Here is a 17,748-nt window from a genome sequence, read left to right on the forward strand (position 1 = left end):
TCAATATTGGCGGTCAACCTAGGTGATACCAAGGATGGATTCGGTGTCTGCACCACTCGACGGCCCCGTTCCCGTCAGCGTCAGAGAGCTGAGTATTCAGCTCAAGATCGCAAAATCAGGATGCGAGTGGGGAGACGGACAGCGCTGCACGGGAGCGGTCTTTTTGATAGGCGCCGGATGTTCGCGATCTGCGGGCATACCCATGGCCAGCGAAATAGCGAAGGATCTGACGCGCGAGTTGGCGAAACTTCAGAGTGCGCCTGAAACGGAGACGCTGGACCCGTCACGCGCTCTGATTTGGCTCGATGAGCGAGAATATCTTACGGATATAGCTAGGCTGTTACCCAACTTTGATGTGGGAGACCCCAATTGGGGACGGCTATACGGCTATCTGTTCGAGCAATTTTTTCGATCAGATAACAAACAGCGTGCAATCATCAAGGCAGCGATCGATCGCAGTGATGGCAAGGTGAATTGGGCTCACATTTGCCTTGGTGAGCTGGTGCGTTGCCACTATGCGCACACGGTCCTGACCACCAACTTTGATCAGCTCGTACTCCAGGGTATCATCTTGGCGGGGATGATACCTGTGGTGGCTGATGGTCTGTCGGCACTGAGCCGTGTTGCCTCACTCCCAGACCATCCCCAAGTCGTCCATCTGCACGGATCGATGTATACCTATGAGCTTAGAAATAGCGTGGGGGATACGTTCGCTACTCAAGACGACCTGTCCATGCAGGGAACAATGTTTGGCCTGAAAGACGCTGAGCTATTGGTTGTGGTTGGTTATTCAGGCAGCGAGGAGGGCGGTGTTGTCACCCTCCTCGAACGAGCCTGCGCAGCGATACCCAATCTGATGGTGTTTTGGGTCCTGTTTGAGGATTCAATTGAAGCGTTGAATCCCCGCGTGAGGAAAATGTTGGCAGGCCGAAACAAGTTCGCGATTCTGAATCAGGACGCTGACAAGTTCTTTGCACAGCTGGTCCGAGGTCTTGGATTTGGCGCGCCTGGTTGGATGACCGACCCGCTAGCTGTGCTCGACAGCCGAAAAAAACTTATCGCTGATCCGACAGATCCGGTCATTGCACGTCTCAAACGCGACTTCGGCCTTGGGATCGGGCGTCTGCGTAGCGCGTCAGCTCCAAGCGCTGAGGACATGATCCTCGAACAGGCAACGATTGACAGCCTCGGCGGACGGGATAGCAGCGTTGTACTAGGTGTGACGGAAGCTATGGCATCGAGCGACCCCGATGCTGCCAGATTACGTGCGATCAGTCTTGGCCGCTTAGGCAGCACCGCAAAGGCATCTGACCTGTTGGCAGCGAGTGTGAAGGCTTGGGCGGCATTCTTCGAAGCTGGCGGGGCCGATGACGGCAAGGCACGTACAATCTTGGCACAGACCCTCTTTGATCTTGCAGAAGCTCCTGGGAATCAAAATGGGGTCCAGTCGAAAGAAGCCTTCCGCCGGGCCATGGAAACATTCCGCGCTGCGACAGAGGAGATTAATCCAACACTTTCGCGATCGGACTGGATTGAATCTGCCTTGGGGTTTGCGGAGTCGGTTGCTGAGCAGGGAGACGAAGGTGCAGCGGTTAATGACCTCACCGCCGCTATCGAAATTCTGGACAGAGCGCTCACGGTTTTGACCGGAGGCTCACAATCGCGTCAAAAATTGGCGGCCGAAGAGAGGCTGGGGATCCTGCTGTGCATGCGTGCCCGGCAAAGCAAGTCGGAGGCCGATTATCACAGAGCGATAGATATCCTGGAGGACGTTTCGCAGCGGGCAGTCGCTCCTGAATCCTGGTCCGCGGGTGTCGTGAGGAATCTGGCCGTGGCTTTCCGTGGGTTGGCCGAATTGATCCAACACGACGCGCCGGACGAGGCGAAGGACAGTTACCGTCGTGCCGCAGATCTATATCAGGAATCTGCCAGACTTTATCTCGGTGGCCTTCGGGATATAGATGAAGGCGAGGCACTTCAGGCTGCCATGTGGGCTTACGAAGAGGCGGAGAAACTCTACTTAGTTCTCAAAGACGCCGATGCCGCGGTTCTGATCGAAGGAGAATTGCGTCGCATCCGCGCCGAGCTTGAAAAATAACCGCGTCAGTCAGTTCGCGACGGTGCCCACACCATGGCGAACTGTTCAATCTGGCGCGGAATAGGCTTTAGGGTTGGAAAGAGGCCGCTAGAAACAGTGGGTGGCGGAGGAAGACGCGAATCTAGCGCCTATTGTGAAGCTCGTGCGCGCTTATGATGCCACCGAATGGGAGATTTTCATCTCGGAATGGCAGAAAGGTCTGAGCGGCTATACGTCCGTCAAGCGACTTGGTCGATCGGGTGACCAGGGACGCGATGTCATCGGTTGTGCTCATCCCGCCGGCTGCCAAGGCGTGTGGGACAATTACCAATGCAAAACACTATGAAGTCCCGCTTTCGACGCCCACGGCGTGTGAGGACGCTGGCAAGATCATCTTCCGGCGCATTCACCTCCTCCTCGAAGATGCTCGTTCGTCGCGCCTCGCGGGCCAAGCACAGAGTTGCGTGACCTATTGCTTCGTCCTGGCAAATTCAAGGCTGAGGTCATAGCGACGTGGGACAGGCGCGTTACGAGCGATAGTGCGATCGCAAGCACACCCTTGAAGGATCGCGCATTCAAGGCGTTCTCGGAAATGCTGGCCAACCTTTAGTTGATCACTCTGGAAAATGTCGATGTTCCAGCGCTGTTGGAGGGGCAACCCCATGTAACGCATTTCACCGGCAAGCGGCCGCAGGGCGCGCGGGCCTGTTTCCGAAATAGGAACTCGCTCACACACGTCGAGAAAGGCGAAAGCTTCTACAAGCGTGATCGGATGACGCGCTTCCCATTTCTCCTTCAGTCCTAGGCACCCTGCACTTACGGCAGCCGGCGAGCTCTCATGTTCGAAAGCCGTCGGTCGCTCGCGGAAAGCCCGCGGCGCCGTTTCTCCATCGGCATCGGGACTGCTTTTAAAACACTGCCGCCCCACTGGACTTCATTTTCTTTACCTGCTAGAAGGTGAAAAAAATGAAGTTGGATCGGTCAATGAGCACTGTAGCAAGCGCCTCACTCTACCAGCATCCTTTTGACGCTCGCCGCCGTCTAATGGAACTGGGCATCTCTGTTGAGGCCTTGATCAAGGCTGTACAGGCTGGGCACTTGGCCCGGTTGAATTGCACTGACAATGACCCGCCGTTCATACCCGGTACCGAAGCCTGGAGAATGGTAGTGCGCACTCTGCGAGATGAGTTGGTGCCGCTTGGTTGGCGCAAGGACGATCCGAGCAACTACTCGTTGGTGATCAACGATTCGAGTAAGATCAACATTGTCGTAGCAAGTGCCGACCACCTCACTTGCAGATGGCCTGGCATACCAAGAACAAAGTCACTCAAGGGTCTCTTTACGGAGGCGGCCGTCTTGAAGAACAGTGTGGAGGGCGATCTCTTTCCCGATACAGTGAAAGCTGATCTGCTCCGGGCTGTGACGGTCCTTAACTACAAGACTTATATGCTGCTAATAAACATTGATGATGAACAATGCCGGGCCGAGCTGTCCTTGCCGTCAGACTTCGACGACCAAATGGTGACAGATTGGGCTGAACGCATTTTCATCCCCATACCTGGTGTGGACGGCGGCGTGCCGCAGAAGATAGATAACACGCCCGATATCGACGTGCCGGTGAAGCGCAAGGCCGCATAGAATGTTCAACAAATCGCGGCTGAAAGTAGCTCGTCAGCGCGCCGGGCTGACGATGCGAGAACTTGCGTCCAGAGTTGGTATCGAACCTCGTACTGTGACCGGTTATGAGGCTGGGGAATACCTGCCTAGCGATGACGTAGCTCGGAAATTCGCGCGGGTACTCGGCTTCCCTCTCGAATTCTTCATGGCTGACGACCTGGACATTCCACTGGTGGAAGGTGTGAGCTTTCGCTCTATGAGCAAGATGACGGCTCGGCAGCGAGACGGTGCGATCGCCGCTGGCGCTGTAGCCTTCCTTCTTTCGGACTGGCTGGACGGAGAGTTTGACCTGCCGGACGCTGACCTACCGGACATGCGAGAAGAGTTACCTCAGACTGCGGCAGCCGGGCTGCGAGACTATTGGGGCTTGGGCAACAGACCCATTAAGAACACGGTTCATTTGCTAGAGCTGAAAGGTGTTAGAGTCTTCTCCCTTGGGGAAGATGGCAAAGAGGTCGATGCGTACTCGCTGTGGCGGGGGGCGCGGCCTTATGTGTTTTTAAACACCCAAAAATCGGCAGAACGAAGCCGATTCGACGCGGCGCATGAGCTCGGGCACCTCGTGTTGCACAAGCATGCTTCGCCAAATGGCCTGGAGGCTGAGAAGCAGGCTAATGAGTTTGCCGCAGCCTTCTTGATGCCAGAGGCGCCGCTCCGGGCTGTGGGGCGAGTTTCCGGGCTTCCAAAAGTCGTGCAATTGAAGCAAGAGTGGTCAGTATCGGTTGCTGCTATGGCTTACCGACTGCACGAGATCGGCCTCCTTACCAAATGGAATTACCAGCAGATTTTCGTCGAGATCTCTAGGCGGGGCTGGCGGACTGCAGAGCCTTCGCCAATTCGACGCGAGCAATCCCAGATCTGGCAGAAGGTGCTAAGCGAGGTTCGCCGGGATGAACAGTTGGGATTAGTCGGGTTGTCCCAGCTTCTTTCGTTGCCTGAGGCGGAGCTAGCGAAACTGTTGTTTGGTCTCGTGACCGTTGGTGTGCCGTCGGCCCCGCGGAGAGAACCAATTACGCCTCCTCGTGGCCAGCTAAGGCTGGTGAAGTAATCCAAGGTGGACCACGATTATTTTGGTGCACCATCTACTGTGCGGAACGCAAATCGTACGCGCCCGGCGCGATGGAAGTTAACTTCCAGCCGCAGTTCGAACGGCTTTGAGTATGGCGAAATTTGTCCCCAGACGTTCGACATTGAGGTCGGATGCTGAACGGTAGCTAGTCCCGAATAGACACTTCAAACCTGCCAGTCCGTTTCCGGCCCCATACAAGTCATTCGCTCGTCGCCCTTCGCGATGACACTTCTTGGCGCCCCAGTCTTCCAAGCCTGCAACGTTCACTGCATCGCACGGGCGCGTATATTGGGTATCTTCGATATTCTGAAACGTCACGTTATGCTGCTTCCATCTACGACCAAACAGTGGAGGCTGTGCCCGTGACACCGACGAAGCTCCTTGTCGGCCAGATCGTAGTTGTGTTCGCCATCGTCATCGTTGGCGTATGGGCGGCAACGCAATGGTGCGCCCACATGCTGGAATATCAGCCGCAGCTTGGCGCGCCATGGTTTGCCGCGGCGGCCCGGCCGATCTACAAGCCGTGGAAACTGTTCGAATGGTGGTTTCACTTCGACGCCTATGCGCCTGAGGTCTTCGACAAGGCCGGCATGCTTGCCGGAGCCAGCGGATTCTTGGGGTGTGCGGCCGCAATAGCTGGCTCCCTCTGGCGCGCGCGGCAGAGGGGGTTGGTCACCACCTACGGTTCCTCACGATGGGCCGCGGCTCGGGAAATCGAGAAGGCAGGCCTGTTTGAGCCGGCCGGCGTTTTCCTCGGCAAACTGAAGGATCACTATCTGCGACATGACGGGCCGGAACATGTCATGGCCTTTGCGCCGACACGTTCGGGCAAGGGCGTGGGATTGGTCGTTCCAACGCTTCTTTCCTGGACCGGCTCGGCCGTCATTCACGACATCAAAGGCGAGAACTGGCAGCTGACTTCCGGCTGGCGGTCGAAGTTCTCTTTCTGCCTCCTGTTCAATCCGACCGACTCGAGATCGGCGCGCTATAACCCGCTGCTGGAAGTGCGCAGGGGTTCAGATGAGGTCCGCGACGTTCAGAACATCGCGGACATTCTCGTCGATCCGGAAGGCGCGCTGGAGCGGCGGAATCATTGGGAGAAGACTAGTCATTCACTCTTGGTCGGGGCCATCTTGCACGTGCTCTACGCGGAAGAAGAAAAGACGCTCGCGCGCGTCGCCACTTTCCTGTCGGATCCGCAACGCTCATTTGCCGCGACACTGCTGCGGATGATGACCACCAACCACCTCGGCACGGCGGACACACCTCGGGTCCATCCCGTCGTGGCCTCGGCGGCTCGCGAGGTGCTGAACAAGTCAGAGAACGAGCGTTCTGGCGTTCTCTCGACCGCAATGTCGTTTCTCGGGCTCTATCGTGATCCGACGGTTGCCTCGGCAACATCGGCCTGCGACTGGCGCATTGCCGACCTCATGGATGCGGAACGACCGATGTCGCTCTATCTAGTGGTGCCGCCATCGGATATTTCGCGCACCAAGCCACTGGTGCGACTGGTGCTCAATCAGATCGGCAGGCGACTGACGGAGCGGCTGGAAGGTGACCCGAAGAAAAGCCGCAAGTACCAACTGCTCATGATGCTGGACGAATTTCCGGCTCTTGGTCGCCTCGACTTCTTCGAGACCGCGCTCGCCTTCATGGCGGGTTACGGCATCCGCGCCTATCTGATCGCGCAATCCTTGAACCAGATCTCCAAAGCCTATGGCGAGAACAACGCCATTCTCGACAATTGCCATGTGCGCATTGCCTTTTCCTCCAACGACGAGCGCACGGCCAAACGCATATCGGATGCGCTCGGTACGGCGACGGAACTCAGGTCCATGCGCAACTACGCCGGCCACCGGCTGGCGCCCTGGCTTTCGCACGTCATGGTCAGTCGCCAGGAGACCGCTCGCCCGCTGCTGACGCCTGGCGAAGTGATGCAGTTGCCGCAAGCTGACGAATTAATCCTTGTTTCCGGGTTGCCGCCGATCCGCGCCCAGAAGTTGCGCTATTACCAGGATCCGAATTTCACCGAACGGGTGCTGCCGGCGCCGGTGTTGCGCGACGGTCTGTACGCGGACTGTCCTGCGTCGCGCCCCGACGATTGGAGCGGACAAGTCCGCAGTGTTGACCGCCGTCTCGCTGCCGATGACGAACACGCCGGCGCGGCAATCGAAGAAGGGAGCGGCGTGCAACAGCAGCGTCATCCCGGCCTGCCTGAAGAACACGTCGTCGTCTCTCGGGAGCCTGATCAAGACGACCTCTTCAATCTGGCGGACGATGACGCCGAGGCACTCGCAGACAAGCGCGTCCTGGACCGGGTTTCCACCGCCGCCAGCGCCTACGGCCTCAACGAGGGAAGGGGCGACGACAAGGACATCATCCCCGGCTTCTGAACGCTTTCCGCAACTGAGGCGTATCTCGGCGTAGATAACGCCCATAAGCGATTTTGCGGATTTCGGCGATGTTCGTTCGCACCGCCGGCGCATCAGCGCCGGCCAGTCGGAACGAGACGTATGAAGCCCCATCGCATTCGCCACCAGTTTCTGCTCGAACCCGCGTTAAGCGAGAAGCTGGAAACGCTCAGCCGCAACCCGTCGACCACGAAATCGGCAATCGTCGCGAAAGCGGTCGAGGCCTTCATCGAACGGCGTGGTGAAAACGAGCTCGACCAGCGCTACGGCAAGCGGCTGGACCGTCTTTCCCGCGATCTCGACCATGTCAGGCGCGACGCCGAAATAACTCTGGAGAGCCTGGCGCTCTTAATCCGCTTTTCAATCACGCTTCATGCCCACACGCCAATTCCGGATCGGGCGACACAGGCGATCGCCCAAGAGCGCTTTGACAAATTCGTCGAGCAGGTCGGTCGCCAGATAGCCTCCGGGAAGCGCTCGCTTGGTTACGGCAATGGCAACGGAGGCGAAGGATGAACTCTCATCCCGCAGCGGACCACCGCCGCCGAGCCATGCTGCGCACAGCCATGGGCGCCGCGATCACCGAGGCCCTTTCCGATTCGACCGTTATCGAGGTGATGGTCAATCCCGACGGCACGCTGAGGCTCGACCGGTTGGGAGAAGGCCGGGTCGATACAGGCGTGCATATGCATCCTTCCGAGGCGGAACGCATCATCCGGCTCGTCGCCTCCCATGTACGCGCCGAGGCGCATGCAGATAGTCCGATTGTCAGTGCCGAATTGCCATCAGGCGAGCGCTTCGAGGGTCTGCTACCGCCGGTCGTGCTGGCGCCATGCTTCGCCATCCGCAAACCGGCGGCAAAACTCTACACGCTGGCCAACTACGTCGCCGATCGCGTCATGCTCCCGCTGCAGGCTGATGCCCTGAGGAAGGCAGTGCGCGAGCGGCGCAACATCCTGGTCGCCGGCGGCACATCGTCGGGCAAAACGACACTTACCAATGCTCTACTGGCAGAAGTCGCCGAATGCGATGAGCGGGTGATCCTGATTGAGGACACCCGCGAGCTGCAATGCGCGGCCAAGGACTGCGTTGCCATGAGGACGAGGCGGGGCTCCATCACACTCGCCGATCTCGTACGCTCGACCTTACGGCTGAGGCCCGACCGCATCATCGTCGGCGAAGTCAGAGGCGCGGAAGCGCTCGATATGCTGAAGGCATGGAACACCGGACATCCCGGCGGCATTGCCACGGTTCACGCCAATTCGGCACGCTCCGCACTCTATCGTATTGAGCAGCTCGCCCAGGAAGCCGTTGTCACCGTTCCCCGCCGGCTGATCGCCGATGCCGTCGACTTGGTCATCTTTATCGCCGGAAGAGGACCCGCGCGCCGCGTTGACGCGATCGCCGAGGTCACGGGTCTCGACGGCAGCGGCGATTACGCCGTCACCCCGCTCACACTTCCGCAACTCCAGCAGCTCTGAAAGGTTACCTCATGCGCAAGAAGCTTCGCTTTCTTTCGTTCGCCGCCGTCGCGCTTCTTCTCACGGCCCAGGCCCACGCTGCCGGCTCCGGCATGCCGTGGGAACAGCCGCTGCAGCAGATTCTGGAATCGGTGCAGGGGCCGGTCGCCAAAATCATCGCGGTGATCATCATCATCACCACCGGCCTGACCCTTGCCTTCGGCGACACGGCGGGCGGTTTCCGCCGGCTGATCCAGATCGTCTTCGGCCTGTCGATCGCCTTCGCGGCCTCGAGCTTCTTTCTTTCCTTCTTCTCCTTTGGCGGCGGGGCAGTCGTCTGATGAGCACCGGAGAGCAGCATATCGAAGGCTTCGAGGTTCTGGTCCATCGGGCGCTCACCGAGCCGATCCTGCTCGGCGGCGCGCCGCGAGCGGTGGCGATCCTCAATGGCACGGTGGCCGCGGCCATCGGCCTAGGCCTGCAGCAGTGGATTGCCGGTCTGATCCTCTGGATCGCCGGCCACACGCTCGCGGTCTTTGCCGCACGGCGTGATCCGGATTTTGCCAGCGTGCTTGTCCGTCATCTTCGTCAAAAGGGCTGGCTTGCATGCTGAAGCTTTCCGAATACCGCGGCAAAGCCGACCGGCTTGCCGACCATCTGCCGTGGGCAGCACTCGTCGCGCCCGGCATCGTGCTCAACAAGGATGGCAGCTCCCAGCGGACATTGCGGTTTCGTGGCCCCGACCTTGAAAGCGCGACGGAGGCCGAACTTATCGGCATATGCGCGCGGGCAAACAATGCGCTGAAAAGGCTCGGCTCCGGCTGGGCATTATTCTTCGAGGCCGAGCGCAGCGAAGCGCTGGGCTATCCGAGCTCGGCGCTTCCCGATGCTGCCTCATGGCTGATCGATGAGGAACGGCGCGCGGCCTTCGAGGGCAAGGTCGCGCATTTCGAGAGCATCTATCATCTGACCTTGGTCTTCATGCCTGGGCCCGATGGCCAAGCGCGCGCGGAAAGTGCTCTCGTCGACTCGCATGACTTGGGAGGGGAAAGAGACTGGCGCCAGGAGCTTGCCCGGTTCCGAGACGAGACTGACCGTGTTCTCGATCTTCTTTCGGGCTTCGTGCCCGAGGTGCGCGCGCTCGACGATGCCGAGACCCTGACGTACCTGCACGGCACGATCTCGACACGCCGTCATCCGGTCGCCGTGCCGGAAACGCCAATGTATCTCGACGGCGTCCTGGTTGACGCGCCGCTGACCGGCGGCCTAGAGCCGATGCTGGGTGACCAGCATCTGCGCACGCTCACAATCCTCGGTTTTCCGAACGTCACCCGGCCAGGAATCCTTGATGCGCTCAATAACCAGGATTTCGCCTATCGCTGGGTGACGCGCTTCATTCCACTCGACAAGGCGGAAGCCACGAAGACGCTGACTCGGCTCCGCCGGCAGTGGTTTGCCAAGCGCAAATCGATCGCGGCTATTCTGCGCGAGGTGGTGACCAACGAACCTGTGCCTCTCGTCGACAGCGACGCCGACAACAAGGCGCTCGATGCCGATGCAGCACTGCAGGCATTGGGCGGCGATCATGTCGGCTTCGGCTATCTCACCACAACGGTGACGGTGTGGGATCAGAACCGTAAAGCCGCCGCGGAAAAGCTTCGTGCCGTCGAGCGGATCGTCAACGGGCTCGGCTTCACCACCATTCGCGAAAGCATCAATGCCGTCGAAGCGTGGCTTGGTTCATTGCCGGGTCATGTCTACGCCAACGTTCGCCAGCCGCTCGTTCACACGCTTAACCTTGCCCATCTCGTGCCGCTGTCGTCCGTGTGGGCAGGTCCAGCGGAGAACGAGCACCTTGCCGAGGTCACCGGCGATCACGCTCCGCCGCTTCTTTTCGCCGAAACCAGCGGCTCGACGCCGTTTCGGCTTTCGACCCATATCGGCGATGTCGGCCACATGCTGATTGTCGGGCCGACCGGTGCCGGCAAGTCGGTTCTGCTTGCCCTGATCGCTTTGCAGTTCCGGCGCTACGCTGGCGCGCAAATCTATGTCTTCGACAAAGGCAATTCGGCCCGCGCCGCCGCGCTTGCCATGGGCGGCGACCACCATGCGTTGGGTGCGAATGGTGCGCTTGGTTTCCAGCCGCTGCGCCACATCGACGACCCGGCCACACAGAGCTGGGCGGCCGAATGGATCGCCGGCCTCATTGCCCACGAGAATGTCACCGTCACCCCGGAGGTGAAGGAGGCAATCTGGTCGGCGCTCACCAGCCTCGCCACCGCGCCGGCGCAGGAACGCACGCTGACTGGCCTGTCGGTCCTGCTTCAGTCCAATGCGCTCAAATCGGCATTGATGCCCTACACGCTCGACGGACCATTCGGCCGACTGCTCGATGCCGATGACGACCGGCTGGCCATCTCGGATGTGCAGTGTTTCGAAACCCAGGAGCTGATGCACAGCCAAGGCGCTGTGCTGCCTGTGCTCACCTATCTGTTCCATCGTCTTGAGGACCGGTTTGACGGGCGGCCGACGCTGCTCATGCTCGACGAGGCCTGGGTCTATCTCGACAACCCGCTCTTTGCCGCCCGCATCCGCGAATGGCTTAAGGTGCTGCGTAAGAAAAACGTCTCCGTCATCTTCGCGACGCAGTCGCTTGCCGACATCGCCGGCTCTTCTATCGCACCCGCAATCATCGAGAGCTGCCCGCAGCGCATTTTTCTCCCCAATGATCGTGCGGTGGAGCCGCAGGCACGGGCAGCCTATGAGCGCTTCGGTCTTAATGAGCGACAGATCGAATTGGTCGCCCGCGCCACGCCGAAGCGCCACTACTATCTGCAGTCGCGCCGCGGCAATCGCCTCTTCGAGCTCGGGCTAGGCCCGATCGCTCTTGCGCTTTGCGGCGCCTCCGACCCGGCCGCGCAGACCCTGATCGACAATATTCTTTCCGAAGAAGGGCAGGGCAGCTTTGCCGCCCGTTTCTTCAGTGCGCGCGGCCTGGATTGGGCTGCCGAGCTTCTCCAGCAATTTCCTCAACCTAACAAGGAGCAATCGTCATGATCGGACGCCGCCTTTTTACTAGCCTGGTCACCGTTTCCCTGATTGCCAAACCGATGGCTGACTACGTCCAGCCGGCCTATGCGCTCATCGTGTTTGACCCGTCCAACTATACGCAGAATGTGCTGTCGGCAGTACGCGCATTGGAGCAGATCAACAACCAAATCCAGTCGCTTCAGAACCAGGCGACCATGCTGCAGAACATGGCGCGCAACCTTCAGCGCCTGGATTTCTCTTCCGTGGGCCAGCTTACCGGCTCGCTCCAACGGATTGACGGTCTGATGACCCAGGCGAGCGGCCTGAGCTTCGATCTCGACAAGCTGCAGGACCAGTGGCGCCAGCAATATCCGGAAAGCTACGACGCCACCATCAAGGTCAGCGATGTGGCGAGCGCCGCGCGCGAGCGCTGGCAGAGCGCCATGCAGGCGTTCCGCCAGACCATGAGCGCGCAGTCGCAGATCGTCGAGAACGTGCAGGCCGATGGCGACCTGCTTACCGATCTCGTCAATCGCAGTCAGGGCGCGGCAGGTGCCCTCGAGGCAAGCCAGGCTACCAATCAGCTGATCGCGCTTTCGACCAAGCAGCAGATGCAGATCCAGACGCTGCTTGCGACCCAGTTCCGGGCCGAAGCCGAGGATGCGGCGCGCAAAGCGCAGTCTGAGGAAGCCGCTCGCGAGACGACGAAGCGTTTCCTGGGCACCGGCACGGCTTATCCCGGCAACTGAGCGGCAGTTCTTCAAGACAACGAGGAAGGCGGCGACATGAACGACCTCGGAGTCATCGATCGCTTCATGGAGACCTTTACCCGCTACATTGACAGTGGGTTCGGTCTGCTTTCGGGCGACGTCGCCTTTCTCACCACCATTCTGATCGGCATTGACATCACGCTCGCGGGCTTGGTCTGGGCGTTCGGCGGCGAGCCCAACATTCTCGGCCGGCTTGTTCGCAAAGTGCTCTATGTCGGCGCCTTCGCCTTCGTCCTGAACAATTTCAAGAACCTCGCCGACATAATTTACCGCTCCTTTGCCGGTCTCGGCATCAACGCATCGGCCGGCAACCTGTCCGCCGACAGTCTCCTGCGGCCAGGCCGCATTGCCGCGGCCGGCTTCGAGGGCGCCTGGCCGCTCCTCAATCAAGCGAGCCAGCTAGTAGGCTTCCCCGAGATCTTCGGTAACGCGCTCACCATCTTCGTGCTGCTTCTGGCCTGGTTCCTGGTCCTCATCGCCTTCTTCATTCTTTCCATCCAGCTCTTCATCACCATCCTCGAGTTCAAGCTCACCACGCTGGCCGGCTTCGTCCTGGTGCCCTTCGCGCTCTGGAACCGTTCGGCGTTTCTGGCCGAGCGCGTGCTCGGCAACGTGATTTCGTCGGGCATCAAGGTGATGGTGCTTGCCGTCATCGTCGGCATCGGCTCCACGCTCTTTGGCGAGTTCGCTTCCGCCCTGCAGGGCCAGGAGCCGGACCTGGCGGCGGCCATGTCTCAGGTGCTGGGTGCGCTGGCGCTGCTTGGGCTCGGCATTTTCGGCCCCGGGATTGCCTCGGGTCTCGTTTCCGGCGCGCCGCAGCTTGGCGCCGGCGCGGCACTTGGAACAACGGCGGCCGCAGCTGGATCAACGCTCGTTGCCGGAGGCGCTGCGTTTGCCGGCGCGCGCATGGCAACAGGCGGCGGCCTCGCCGCAGTCCGTGCCGGCGCCGCCATGGGGTCCGCTGCCACCGTCGCCTGGCAAACGGGGCGCGCGACATCGCCCGAGTCCGGGCTGTCCGGGGTAGCTGCTGGGCTGCAGGGGGTTGCGAGTGCCGCTAGCGGCGCCGCGATGCGGGGAATGCGATCCGCAGCAGAACCATTCCGCCGTAGTGCCGACGCCGGTCGCGATGCCGGCTGGATGACCGGCGGCATGCCGACCAGCTCGATGAGCGGAAGCTCTCCAGTTGTAGCTCCCGCGGCCGCGCCTGCCTGGGCAAGGCGTCTGCGTTCCGAACAGACCGCACGCGCCCATCGCAATGCTGCCACGCAGGCGGTGCGCGATGGAGATCGGGGCGGAAGCGGCGCCAATCCCTCCCTCAATGACAAGGAAGACTAGATGCTCTTCAAGCGACCCGTTCAGCGTTATGGAAAGACGCCCGAACCCGTAACACCCTACCAGAAGGCCAGCCAACTCTGGGATGAGCGCATCGGCACGGCGCGCGTCCAGGCCAAGAACTGGCGCTTCATGGCCTTTGGCTGCCTGGCTCTGACGACGGGGCTTTCCGGTGGGCTTCTGTGGCAGTCGATGCAGGGCCGCGTCGTGCCTTATGTCGTCGAGGTCGACCGCTTTGGCGAGGCGCACGCGGTCGGGCCGGCAGTCCAAAACTACCAGCCCGACGATGCCCAGATCGCCTGGCATCTCAGCCGCTTCATCCAGAATGTTCGTTCGGTTTCCACCGATGCGGTTCTGGTGCGGCAGAATTGGCTGTCGGCCTACGACTTTGCCACCGACCGAGCGGCGCTCTTCCTCAACGAATATGCCAAGGCGAACGACCCTTTCGGCCAAATCGGCACGCGCAGCGTGTCAGTACAGGTGACCAGCGTGGTCAGGGCTTCCGACAGCTCGTTCCAGGTCAAATGGACCGAGCAGGTGTTCGAGCGCGGCAGCCTCGCCAGCACGACGCGCTGGATCGGGATCCTCACCATCCTCATCCGCCCGCCTAGGACAACCGAGCAGCTGCGCAAGAACCCGCTCGGCGTCTTCATCAACGCCATCGACTGGTCGCGCGAGCTCGACAGCGCCGCGCCAACCCCCGTTTCCCCTAAGGAGCCCGCCAATGACAAATAGAGCCCCATTGCTTCGTGCTGCCTTGATCCTGTCGGCGTCTGTTGCGGTTCTTTCGGCCTGTGCCTCGAAGCCAGTGCCGCCGCCTCAGATTTCCTATGACCACGAGGACTTCAAACCAGCCGCGATCGAGAAGGCGCCGGAGAAGCCGGTCAAGGTCGTGGAAGTGCCGAAACCGTTACCGTTGCCTGGTCAGTTGATGCCCGCACCCGGCAAGCCCGCCCCAGATAAGCGCTCGCCGGAAGAACAGGTCGCCGATGCCAACAAGGCGGCGACGCAACAACCCACCAAGTTTGGCTATGTCAATGCGGTGCAGGTTTACCCCTTTGCCGACGGCGCGCTCTACCAGCTCTACGCCGCGCCGGAGCGCGTCACCGATATCTCATTGCAGCGGGGCGAGAAGCTGACCTCGGTCTCAGCCGGCGATACGGTCCGTTGGGTGATCGGTGACACCGTTAGTGGCTCAGGCGATGACCAGCGCACTCATGTGCTGGTGAAGCCATTCGCGCCGGGGCTTGCCACCAATCTGGTCATCACGACCGACAGGCGATCCTATCACCTGCAGCTTCAAAGCACTGAGAAAACTGCCATGGCGGCGCTCTCCTGGATTTACAGCGAAGACCAACTCGTGGCGCTTCGGCGGCGCAACGCTCAGGCAGAGGCTGAAATGCCCGCGGCCTCGAACGTAGCACTCGAAAACATCCGCTTCCGCTATTCGATCACCGGCGACACGCCGCCGTGGAGACCGACGCGCGCCTTCGATGATGGCAGCAAGGTCTACATAGAGTTCCCGAAGCGCATTGATCAGGGCGAGGCGCCACCGCTCTTCATCGTCGGTGCTGACGGGGACAACCAGCTCGTCAACTATCGGATGCGCGGCAACTACTACATCGTCGAGCGCCTCTTTGCCGCGGCTGAACTCCGTCTCGGCGCCAAGCAGCACCAGGTGGTGCGCATCACCAGGACCGACGGACGGCAACTGCCGCGGCGGATATCGCTCTTTTCGCGTTTTGGCAGGTGAGGGGAGGCTCATGACCGACACGTCCCGCCCCAATGTTCCGCCCAAACTCGATCCCGAACAGCTGCAGCTGCGGGCCTCACCGCGCCGGGCCGTGCGCTTCAAGCGCGGCATAATCGTCGCGATCGCAGCTGTTGGCTCCGCCACCATCTTTGGCGTCACGATGATGGCGCTGCAGGGGCCGGCACTGCGCCTGAAGCAGCAGGCTGAAGAGCTTTACAGCACCGACCGCAACCCGACCGCCGAGGGACTTGAATCGTTGCCCAAGGACTATTCCGGGAGCAAGCCGAAGGCTCCGGTGCTTGGACCGCCGCTGCCCGGGGATCTCGGCCGTCCTATTCTCGAGCACCAGCGCCAGCTTGGCATCGCACCTGGGCAAGACGTTTCCGCCGAGGCGCAGCGGCTTGCACAACAAGCGATTGAGGCGCGCGAGTCGCAAGTCCTCTTCCGCATCGAAAACCGGCCCCAGCAGACGGAAGCTTTTGGCAATGGGCAGGGCGGACGTTCGCCTTTCGAGACGGCGTCTCCGCAGCCAGATACCGAAGGCCAGCGAGCTTCCGTCGCGCCGGCCGAGGGCGACCAGAACAATCAACAGCGCAAGCTCGATTTCATCGATCAACGGAACACCGGCGGGATCTACAACCCGCATGCACTGCAGACGCCGGCTTCGCCCTATCAGATCATGGCCGGTAGCGTGATCGCTGCAAGCCTGATCACCGGCATCAATTCCGATCTGCCCGGCCTTGTCGTCGCCCAGATCACCGAGAATGTGCACGACAGCGTCACCGGCAGCATCCTGCTCATCCCGCAGGGCTCACGGCTGATCGGCACCTACGACAGCGTTGTAGCCTTTGGGCAAAGGCGCGCTCTGTTGGTGTGGCAACGCATCGTGATGCCGGACGGCTCCTCTACCGAAATCGACAATCTGCCCGTGACCGACGCGGCCGGCTATGCCGGGCTCGAGGACAAGGTGGATTTCCATACTTGGCAGTTGATCAAGGGCGTCGCGGTAGCCACATTGCTGGGGGTTGGTACCGAGTTGAGCTTTGGGGAAAATGAAAGCGACTTGGTCAAGGCAATTCGTGAATCCACCCAGCAGAACGTCAGTCAAGCGGGCCAACGGATCACTGAAAAGAACCTGAACGTCCAACCCACGATCACCGTGCGCCCTGGTTGGCCGTTGCGCGTCATCGTGCACAAGGACCTCGTGTTGCGGCCATACACGGGGTGAACAGGAGGACTTCATGGCTAACCTGAAACTCGGAAAACTTCCGGACCGGACACCTTCGAAGATCACCATCACCGTTGGCGCCGACTTGAGCCAAGCACTCAACGACTATGCCGCACTTTACCGTGAGACCTATGGCGAGTCCGAAACGGTGGCGGAACTGATCCCCTTTATGCTGGTCGGGTTCCTGGAAGGCGACCGGGCGTTTGCCAAGGCCAGAAAGGAAGGTCTGCCGGGCGCCGGCGCGTCGGAGAAACCACGAAGGCAATCATCTTCCACACTGGACAACGGTTAGCGCTTGGTGTCGTTGTGGAGCACGCTAGGTTCTTGATCCTGACCGCGTTGCCGCCGGTCCGTACTCCACCAGTTCGAGTGCCTCCTCCTTTGTGCAGGAATTCGCCTGAGCGAGTTCGAGCGCCTCTTCAAGGAAGCGATGATTGCGCTCCTGTACATCGAGGTGAGCCGGCGTCGGAAAGCACGCGACAATCCATTGCCACACGCGGTGTTGAAACGAGCCTGAAGGCATGTCTAATTCCCAGCGGCTACCTTGAGAAGACACTGAGTCTGAGGGAGATTCAAGTTTCAGGGGAACAACTAAGCCTGCTAGACAATAAGTGCATAAAAGCCGTGGCTTTTTCTTGCGGCCGGCCTCGTTCTCTTCGGACAAAATCGATCTTGTCACGATGCCGCCAGACCGGATGCTGAATGACAGCTTCTCGCCAACAGTAATTGAATAGCGGACCGGACCGCTCCCGGCCCCGACAAGTTGTTGAGTTCTCGACCAGCGGTCATTCTCGATGGTACCGTGGCGAAAGGTCGATCGCACATTGTTGCGTGGCGCAATGATTTTATATAGGTTGGTATATGAAGGTTGCCGATATGTGAACCTATATAGCGTTAAATTGATATAGTAACGTATATTGACACCCGTCATATACGAGCCT

16 protein-coding genes are annotated in these 17,748 nt (G+C 60.3%); 15 read left to right on the forward strand and 1 reads right to left on the reverse strand.

The annotated features are described in order from the left end of the window. Positions 1-202: 202 nt before the first annotated feature. The 15 genes from NKJ76_RS21990 to NKJ76_RS22060 all read left to right on the forward strand — a co-directional run bounded on the left by NKJ76_RS21990 (position 203) and on the right by NKJ76_RS22060 (position 17,099). Positions 203-2,098: an SIR2 family protein gene (locus NKJ76_RS21990; RefSeq protein ID WP_023689368.1), complete on the forward strand. Its 1,896-nt coding sequence runs from the start codon at positions 203-205 to the stop codon at positions 2,096-2,098. 963 nt (positions 2,099-3,061) lie between these two features. After that, on the forward strand, positions 3,062-3,715 hold the full coding sequence (locus NKJ76_RS21995) for a hypothetical protein (protein WP_084566807.1): 654 nt from the start codon (positions 3,062-3,064) through the stop codon (positions 3,713-3,715). Position 3,716: 1 nt separating this feature from the next. Further along, a complete protein-coding gene (locus NKJ76_RS22000) occupies positions 3,717-4,802 on the forward strand; it encodes an ImmA/IrrE family metallo-endopeptidase (RefSeq protein WP_352538347.1) in 1,086 nt (361 codons plus the stop codon). A gap of 383 nt (positions 4,803-5,185) precedes the next feature. Continuing rightward, a complete protein-coding gene (locus NKJ76_RS22005) occupies positions 5,186-7,216 on the forward strand; it encodes a conjugal transfer protein TraG (protein ID WP_352538348.1) in 2,031 nt (676 codons plus the stop codon). 120 nt (positions 7,217-7,336) lie between these two features. Further along, a complete protein-coding gene (locus NKJ76_RS22010) occupies positions 7,337-7,750 on the forward strand; it encodes a hypothetical protein (protein ID WP_023729044.1) in 414 nt (137 codons plus the stop codon). Beyond that, positions 7,747-8,715: a P-type conjugative transfer ATPase TrbB gene (trbB, locus tag NKJ76_RS22015; RefSeq protein WP_023689363.1), complete on the forward strand. Its 969-nt coding sequence runs from the start codon at positions 7,747-7,749 to the stop codon at positions 8,713-8,715. The genes NKJ76_RS22010 and trbB overlap by 4 nt, the downstream gene beginning before the upstream one ends. Positions 8,716-8,726: 11 nt before the next feature. Then, complete coding sequence (locus NKJ76_RS22020; RefSeq protein ID WP_023689362.1) at positions 8,727-9,035, forward strand: TrbC/VirB2 family type IV secretion system protein; 309 nt, start codon at positions 8,727-8,729, stop codon at positions 9,033-9,035. After that, positions 9,035-9,307 carry a VirB3 family type IV secretion system protein gene (locus tag NKJ76_RS22025; protein WP_023689361.1) on the forward strand — a complete coding sequence of 91 codons (273 nt, stop codon included), beginning with the start codon at positions 9,035-9,037 and terminating at the stop codon, positions 9,305-9,307. The genes NKJ76_RS22020 and NKJ76_RS22025 overlap by 1 nt, the downstream gene beginning before the upstream one ends. After that, positions 9,301-11,751, forward strand: coding sequence for a conjugal transfer protein TrbE (gene trbE / locus NKJ76_RS22030; RefSeq protein ID WP_023689360.1), 2,451 nt, complete (start codon positions 9,301-9,303; stop codon positions 11,749-11,751). Before NKJ76_RS22025 ends, trbE begins: the two co-directional genes overlap by 7 nt. Then, the gene (gene trbJ, locus NKJ76_RS22035) at positions 11,748-12,473 is read left to right on the forward strand and encodes a P-type conjugative transfer protein TrbJ (protein WP_352538349.1); all 726 of its coding nucleotides are present in this window, start codon (positions 11,748-11,750) and stop codon (positions 12,471-12,473) included. Before trbE ends, trbJ begins: the two co-directional genes overlap by 4 nt. Positions 12,474-12,509: 36 nt before the next feature. Beyond that, positions 12,510-13,829, forward strand: a complete 1,320-nt coding sequence (trbL, locus tag NKJ76_RS22040; RefSeq protein ID WP_023689359.1) for a P-type conjugative transfer protein TrbL — start codon at positions 12,510-12,512, stop codon at positions 13,827-13,829. After that, positions 13,830-14,561, forward strand: a complete 732-nt coding sequence (gene trbF / locus NKJ76_RS22045) for a conjugal transfer protein TrbF (protein WP_023685994.1) — start codon at positions 13,830-13,832, stop codon at positions 14,559-14,561. Next, positions 14,551-15,579 (forward strand): P-type conjugative transfer protein TrbG, encoded by a 1,029-nt coding sequence (trbG, locus tag NKJ76_RS22050; protein WP_031202932.1) that lies wholly within the window; start codon positions 14,551-14,553, stop codon positions 15,577-15,579. The genes trbF and trbG overlap by 11 nt, the downstream gene beginning before the upstream one ends. Positions 15,580-15,589: 10 nt before the next feature. Beyond that, the gene (locus tag NKJ76_RS22055; protein WP_023729046.1) at positions 15,590-16,807 is read left to right on the forward strand and encodes a TraB/TrbI/VirB10 family type IV secretion system protein; all 1,218 of its coding nucleotides are present in this window, start codon (positions 15,590-15,592) and stop codon (positions 16,805-16,807) included. A gap of 13 nt (positions 16,808-16,820) precedes the next feature. Beyond that, positions 16,821-17,099: a DUF2274 domain-containing protein gene (locus tag NKJ76_RS22060; RefSeq protein ID WP_023689356.1), complete on the forward strand. Its 279-nt coding sequence runs from the start codon at positions 16,821-16,823 to the stop codon at positions 17,097-17,099. A gap of 24 nt (positions 17,100-17,123) precedes the next feature. On the opposite strand, the gene NKJ76_RS22065 is transcribed toward NKJ76_RS22060, so the two are convergent. Beyond that, positions 17,124-17,738 (reverse strand): hypothetical protein, encoded by a 615-nt coding sequence (locus NKJ76_RS22065; RefSeq protein ID WP_352538350.1) that lies wholly within the window; start codon positions 17,736-17,738, stop codon positions 17,124-17,126. Between the last annotated feature and the right edge of the window lie 10 nt (positions 17,739-17,748).

The organism is Mesorhizobium sp. M0029, assembly GCF_040323735.1.
Lineage (GTDB): Bacteria > Pseudomonadota > Alphaproteobacteria > Rhizobiales > Rhizobiaceae > Mesorhizobium.

Excerpts from the sequence above, each read along its gene's own strand:
- NKJ76_RS22025 (WP_023689361.1), top strand. The coding sequence starts at position 9,035 with ATGAGCACCGGAGAGCAGCATATCGAAGGCTTCGAGGTTCTGGTCCAT.
- NKJ76_RS22065 (WP_352538350.1), bottom strand. The coding sequence starts at position 17,738 with ATGACGGGTGTCAATATACGTTACTATATCAATTTAACGCTATATAGG.
- NKJ76_RS22000 (WP_352538347.1), top strand. The coding sequence starts at position 3,717 with ATGTTCAACAAATCGCGGCTGAAAGTAGCTCGTCAGCGCGCCGGGCTG.
- NKJ76_RS21990 (WP_023689368.1), top strand. The coding sequence starts at position 203 with ATGGCCAGCGAAATAGCGAAGGATCTGACGCGCGAGTTGGCGAAACTT.
- trbF (WP_023685994.1), top strand. The coding sequence starts at position 13,830 with ATGCTCTTCAAGCGACCCGTTCAGCGTTATGGAAAGACGCCCGAACCC.
- NKJ76_RS22020 (WP_023689362.1), top strand. The coding sequence starts at position 8,727 with ATGCGCAAGAAGCTTCGCTTTCTTTCGTTCGCCGCCGTCGCGCTTCTT.
- trbB (WP_023689363.1), top strand. The coding sequence starts at position 7,747 with ATGAACTCTCATCCCGCAGCGGACCACCGCCGCCGAGCCATGCTGCGC.
- NKJ76_RS22010 (WP_023729044.1), top strand. The coding sequence starts at position 7,337 with ATGAAGCCCCATCGCATTCGCCACCAGTTTCTGCTCGAACCCGCGTTA.
- trbE (WP_023689360.1), top strand. The coding sequence starts at position 9,301 with ATGCTGAAGCTTTCCGAATACCGCGGCAAAGCCGACCGGCTTGCCGAC.
- NKJ76_RS21995 (WP_084566807.1), top strand. The coding sequence starts at position 3,062 with ATGAGCACTGTAGCAAGCGCCTCACTCTACCAGCATCCTTTTGACGCT.
- trbL (WP_023689359.1), top strand. The coding sequence starts at position 12,510 with ATGAACGACCTCGGAGTCATCGATCGCTTCATGGAGACCTTTACCCGC.
- trbG (WP_031202932.1), top strand. The coding sequence starts at position 14,551 with ATGACAAATAGAGCCCCATTGCTTCGTGCTGCCTTGATCCTGTCGGCG.
- trbJ (WP_352538349.1), top strand. The coding sequence starts at position 11,748 with ATGATCGGACGCCGCCTTTTTACTAGCCTGGTCACCGTTTCCCTGATT.
- NKJ76_RS22060 (WP_023689356.1), top strand. The coding sequence starts at position 16,821 with ATGGCTAACCTGAAACTCGGAAAACTTCCGGACCGGACACCTTCGAAG.
- NKJ76_RS22055 (WP_023729046.1), top strand. The coding sequence starts at position 15,590 with ATGACCGACACGTCCCGCCCCAATGTTCCGCCCAAACTCGATCCCGAA.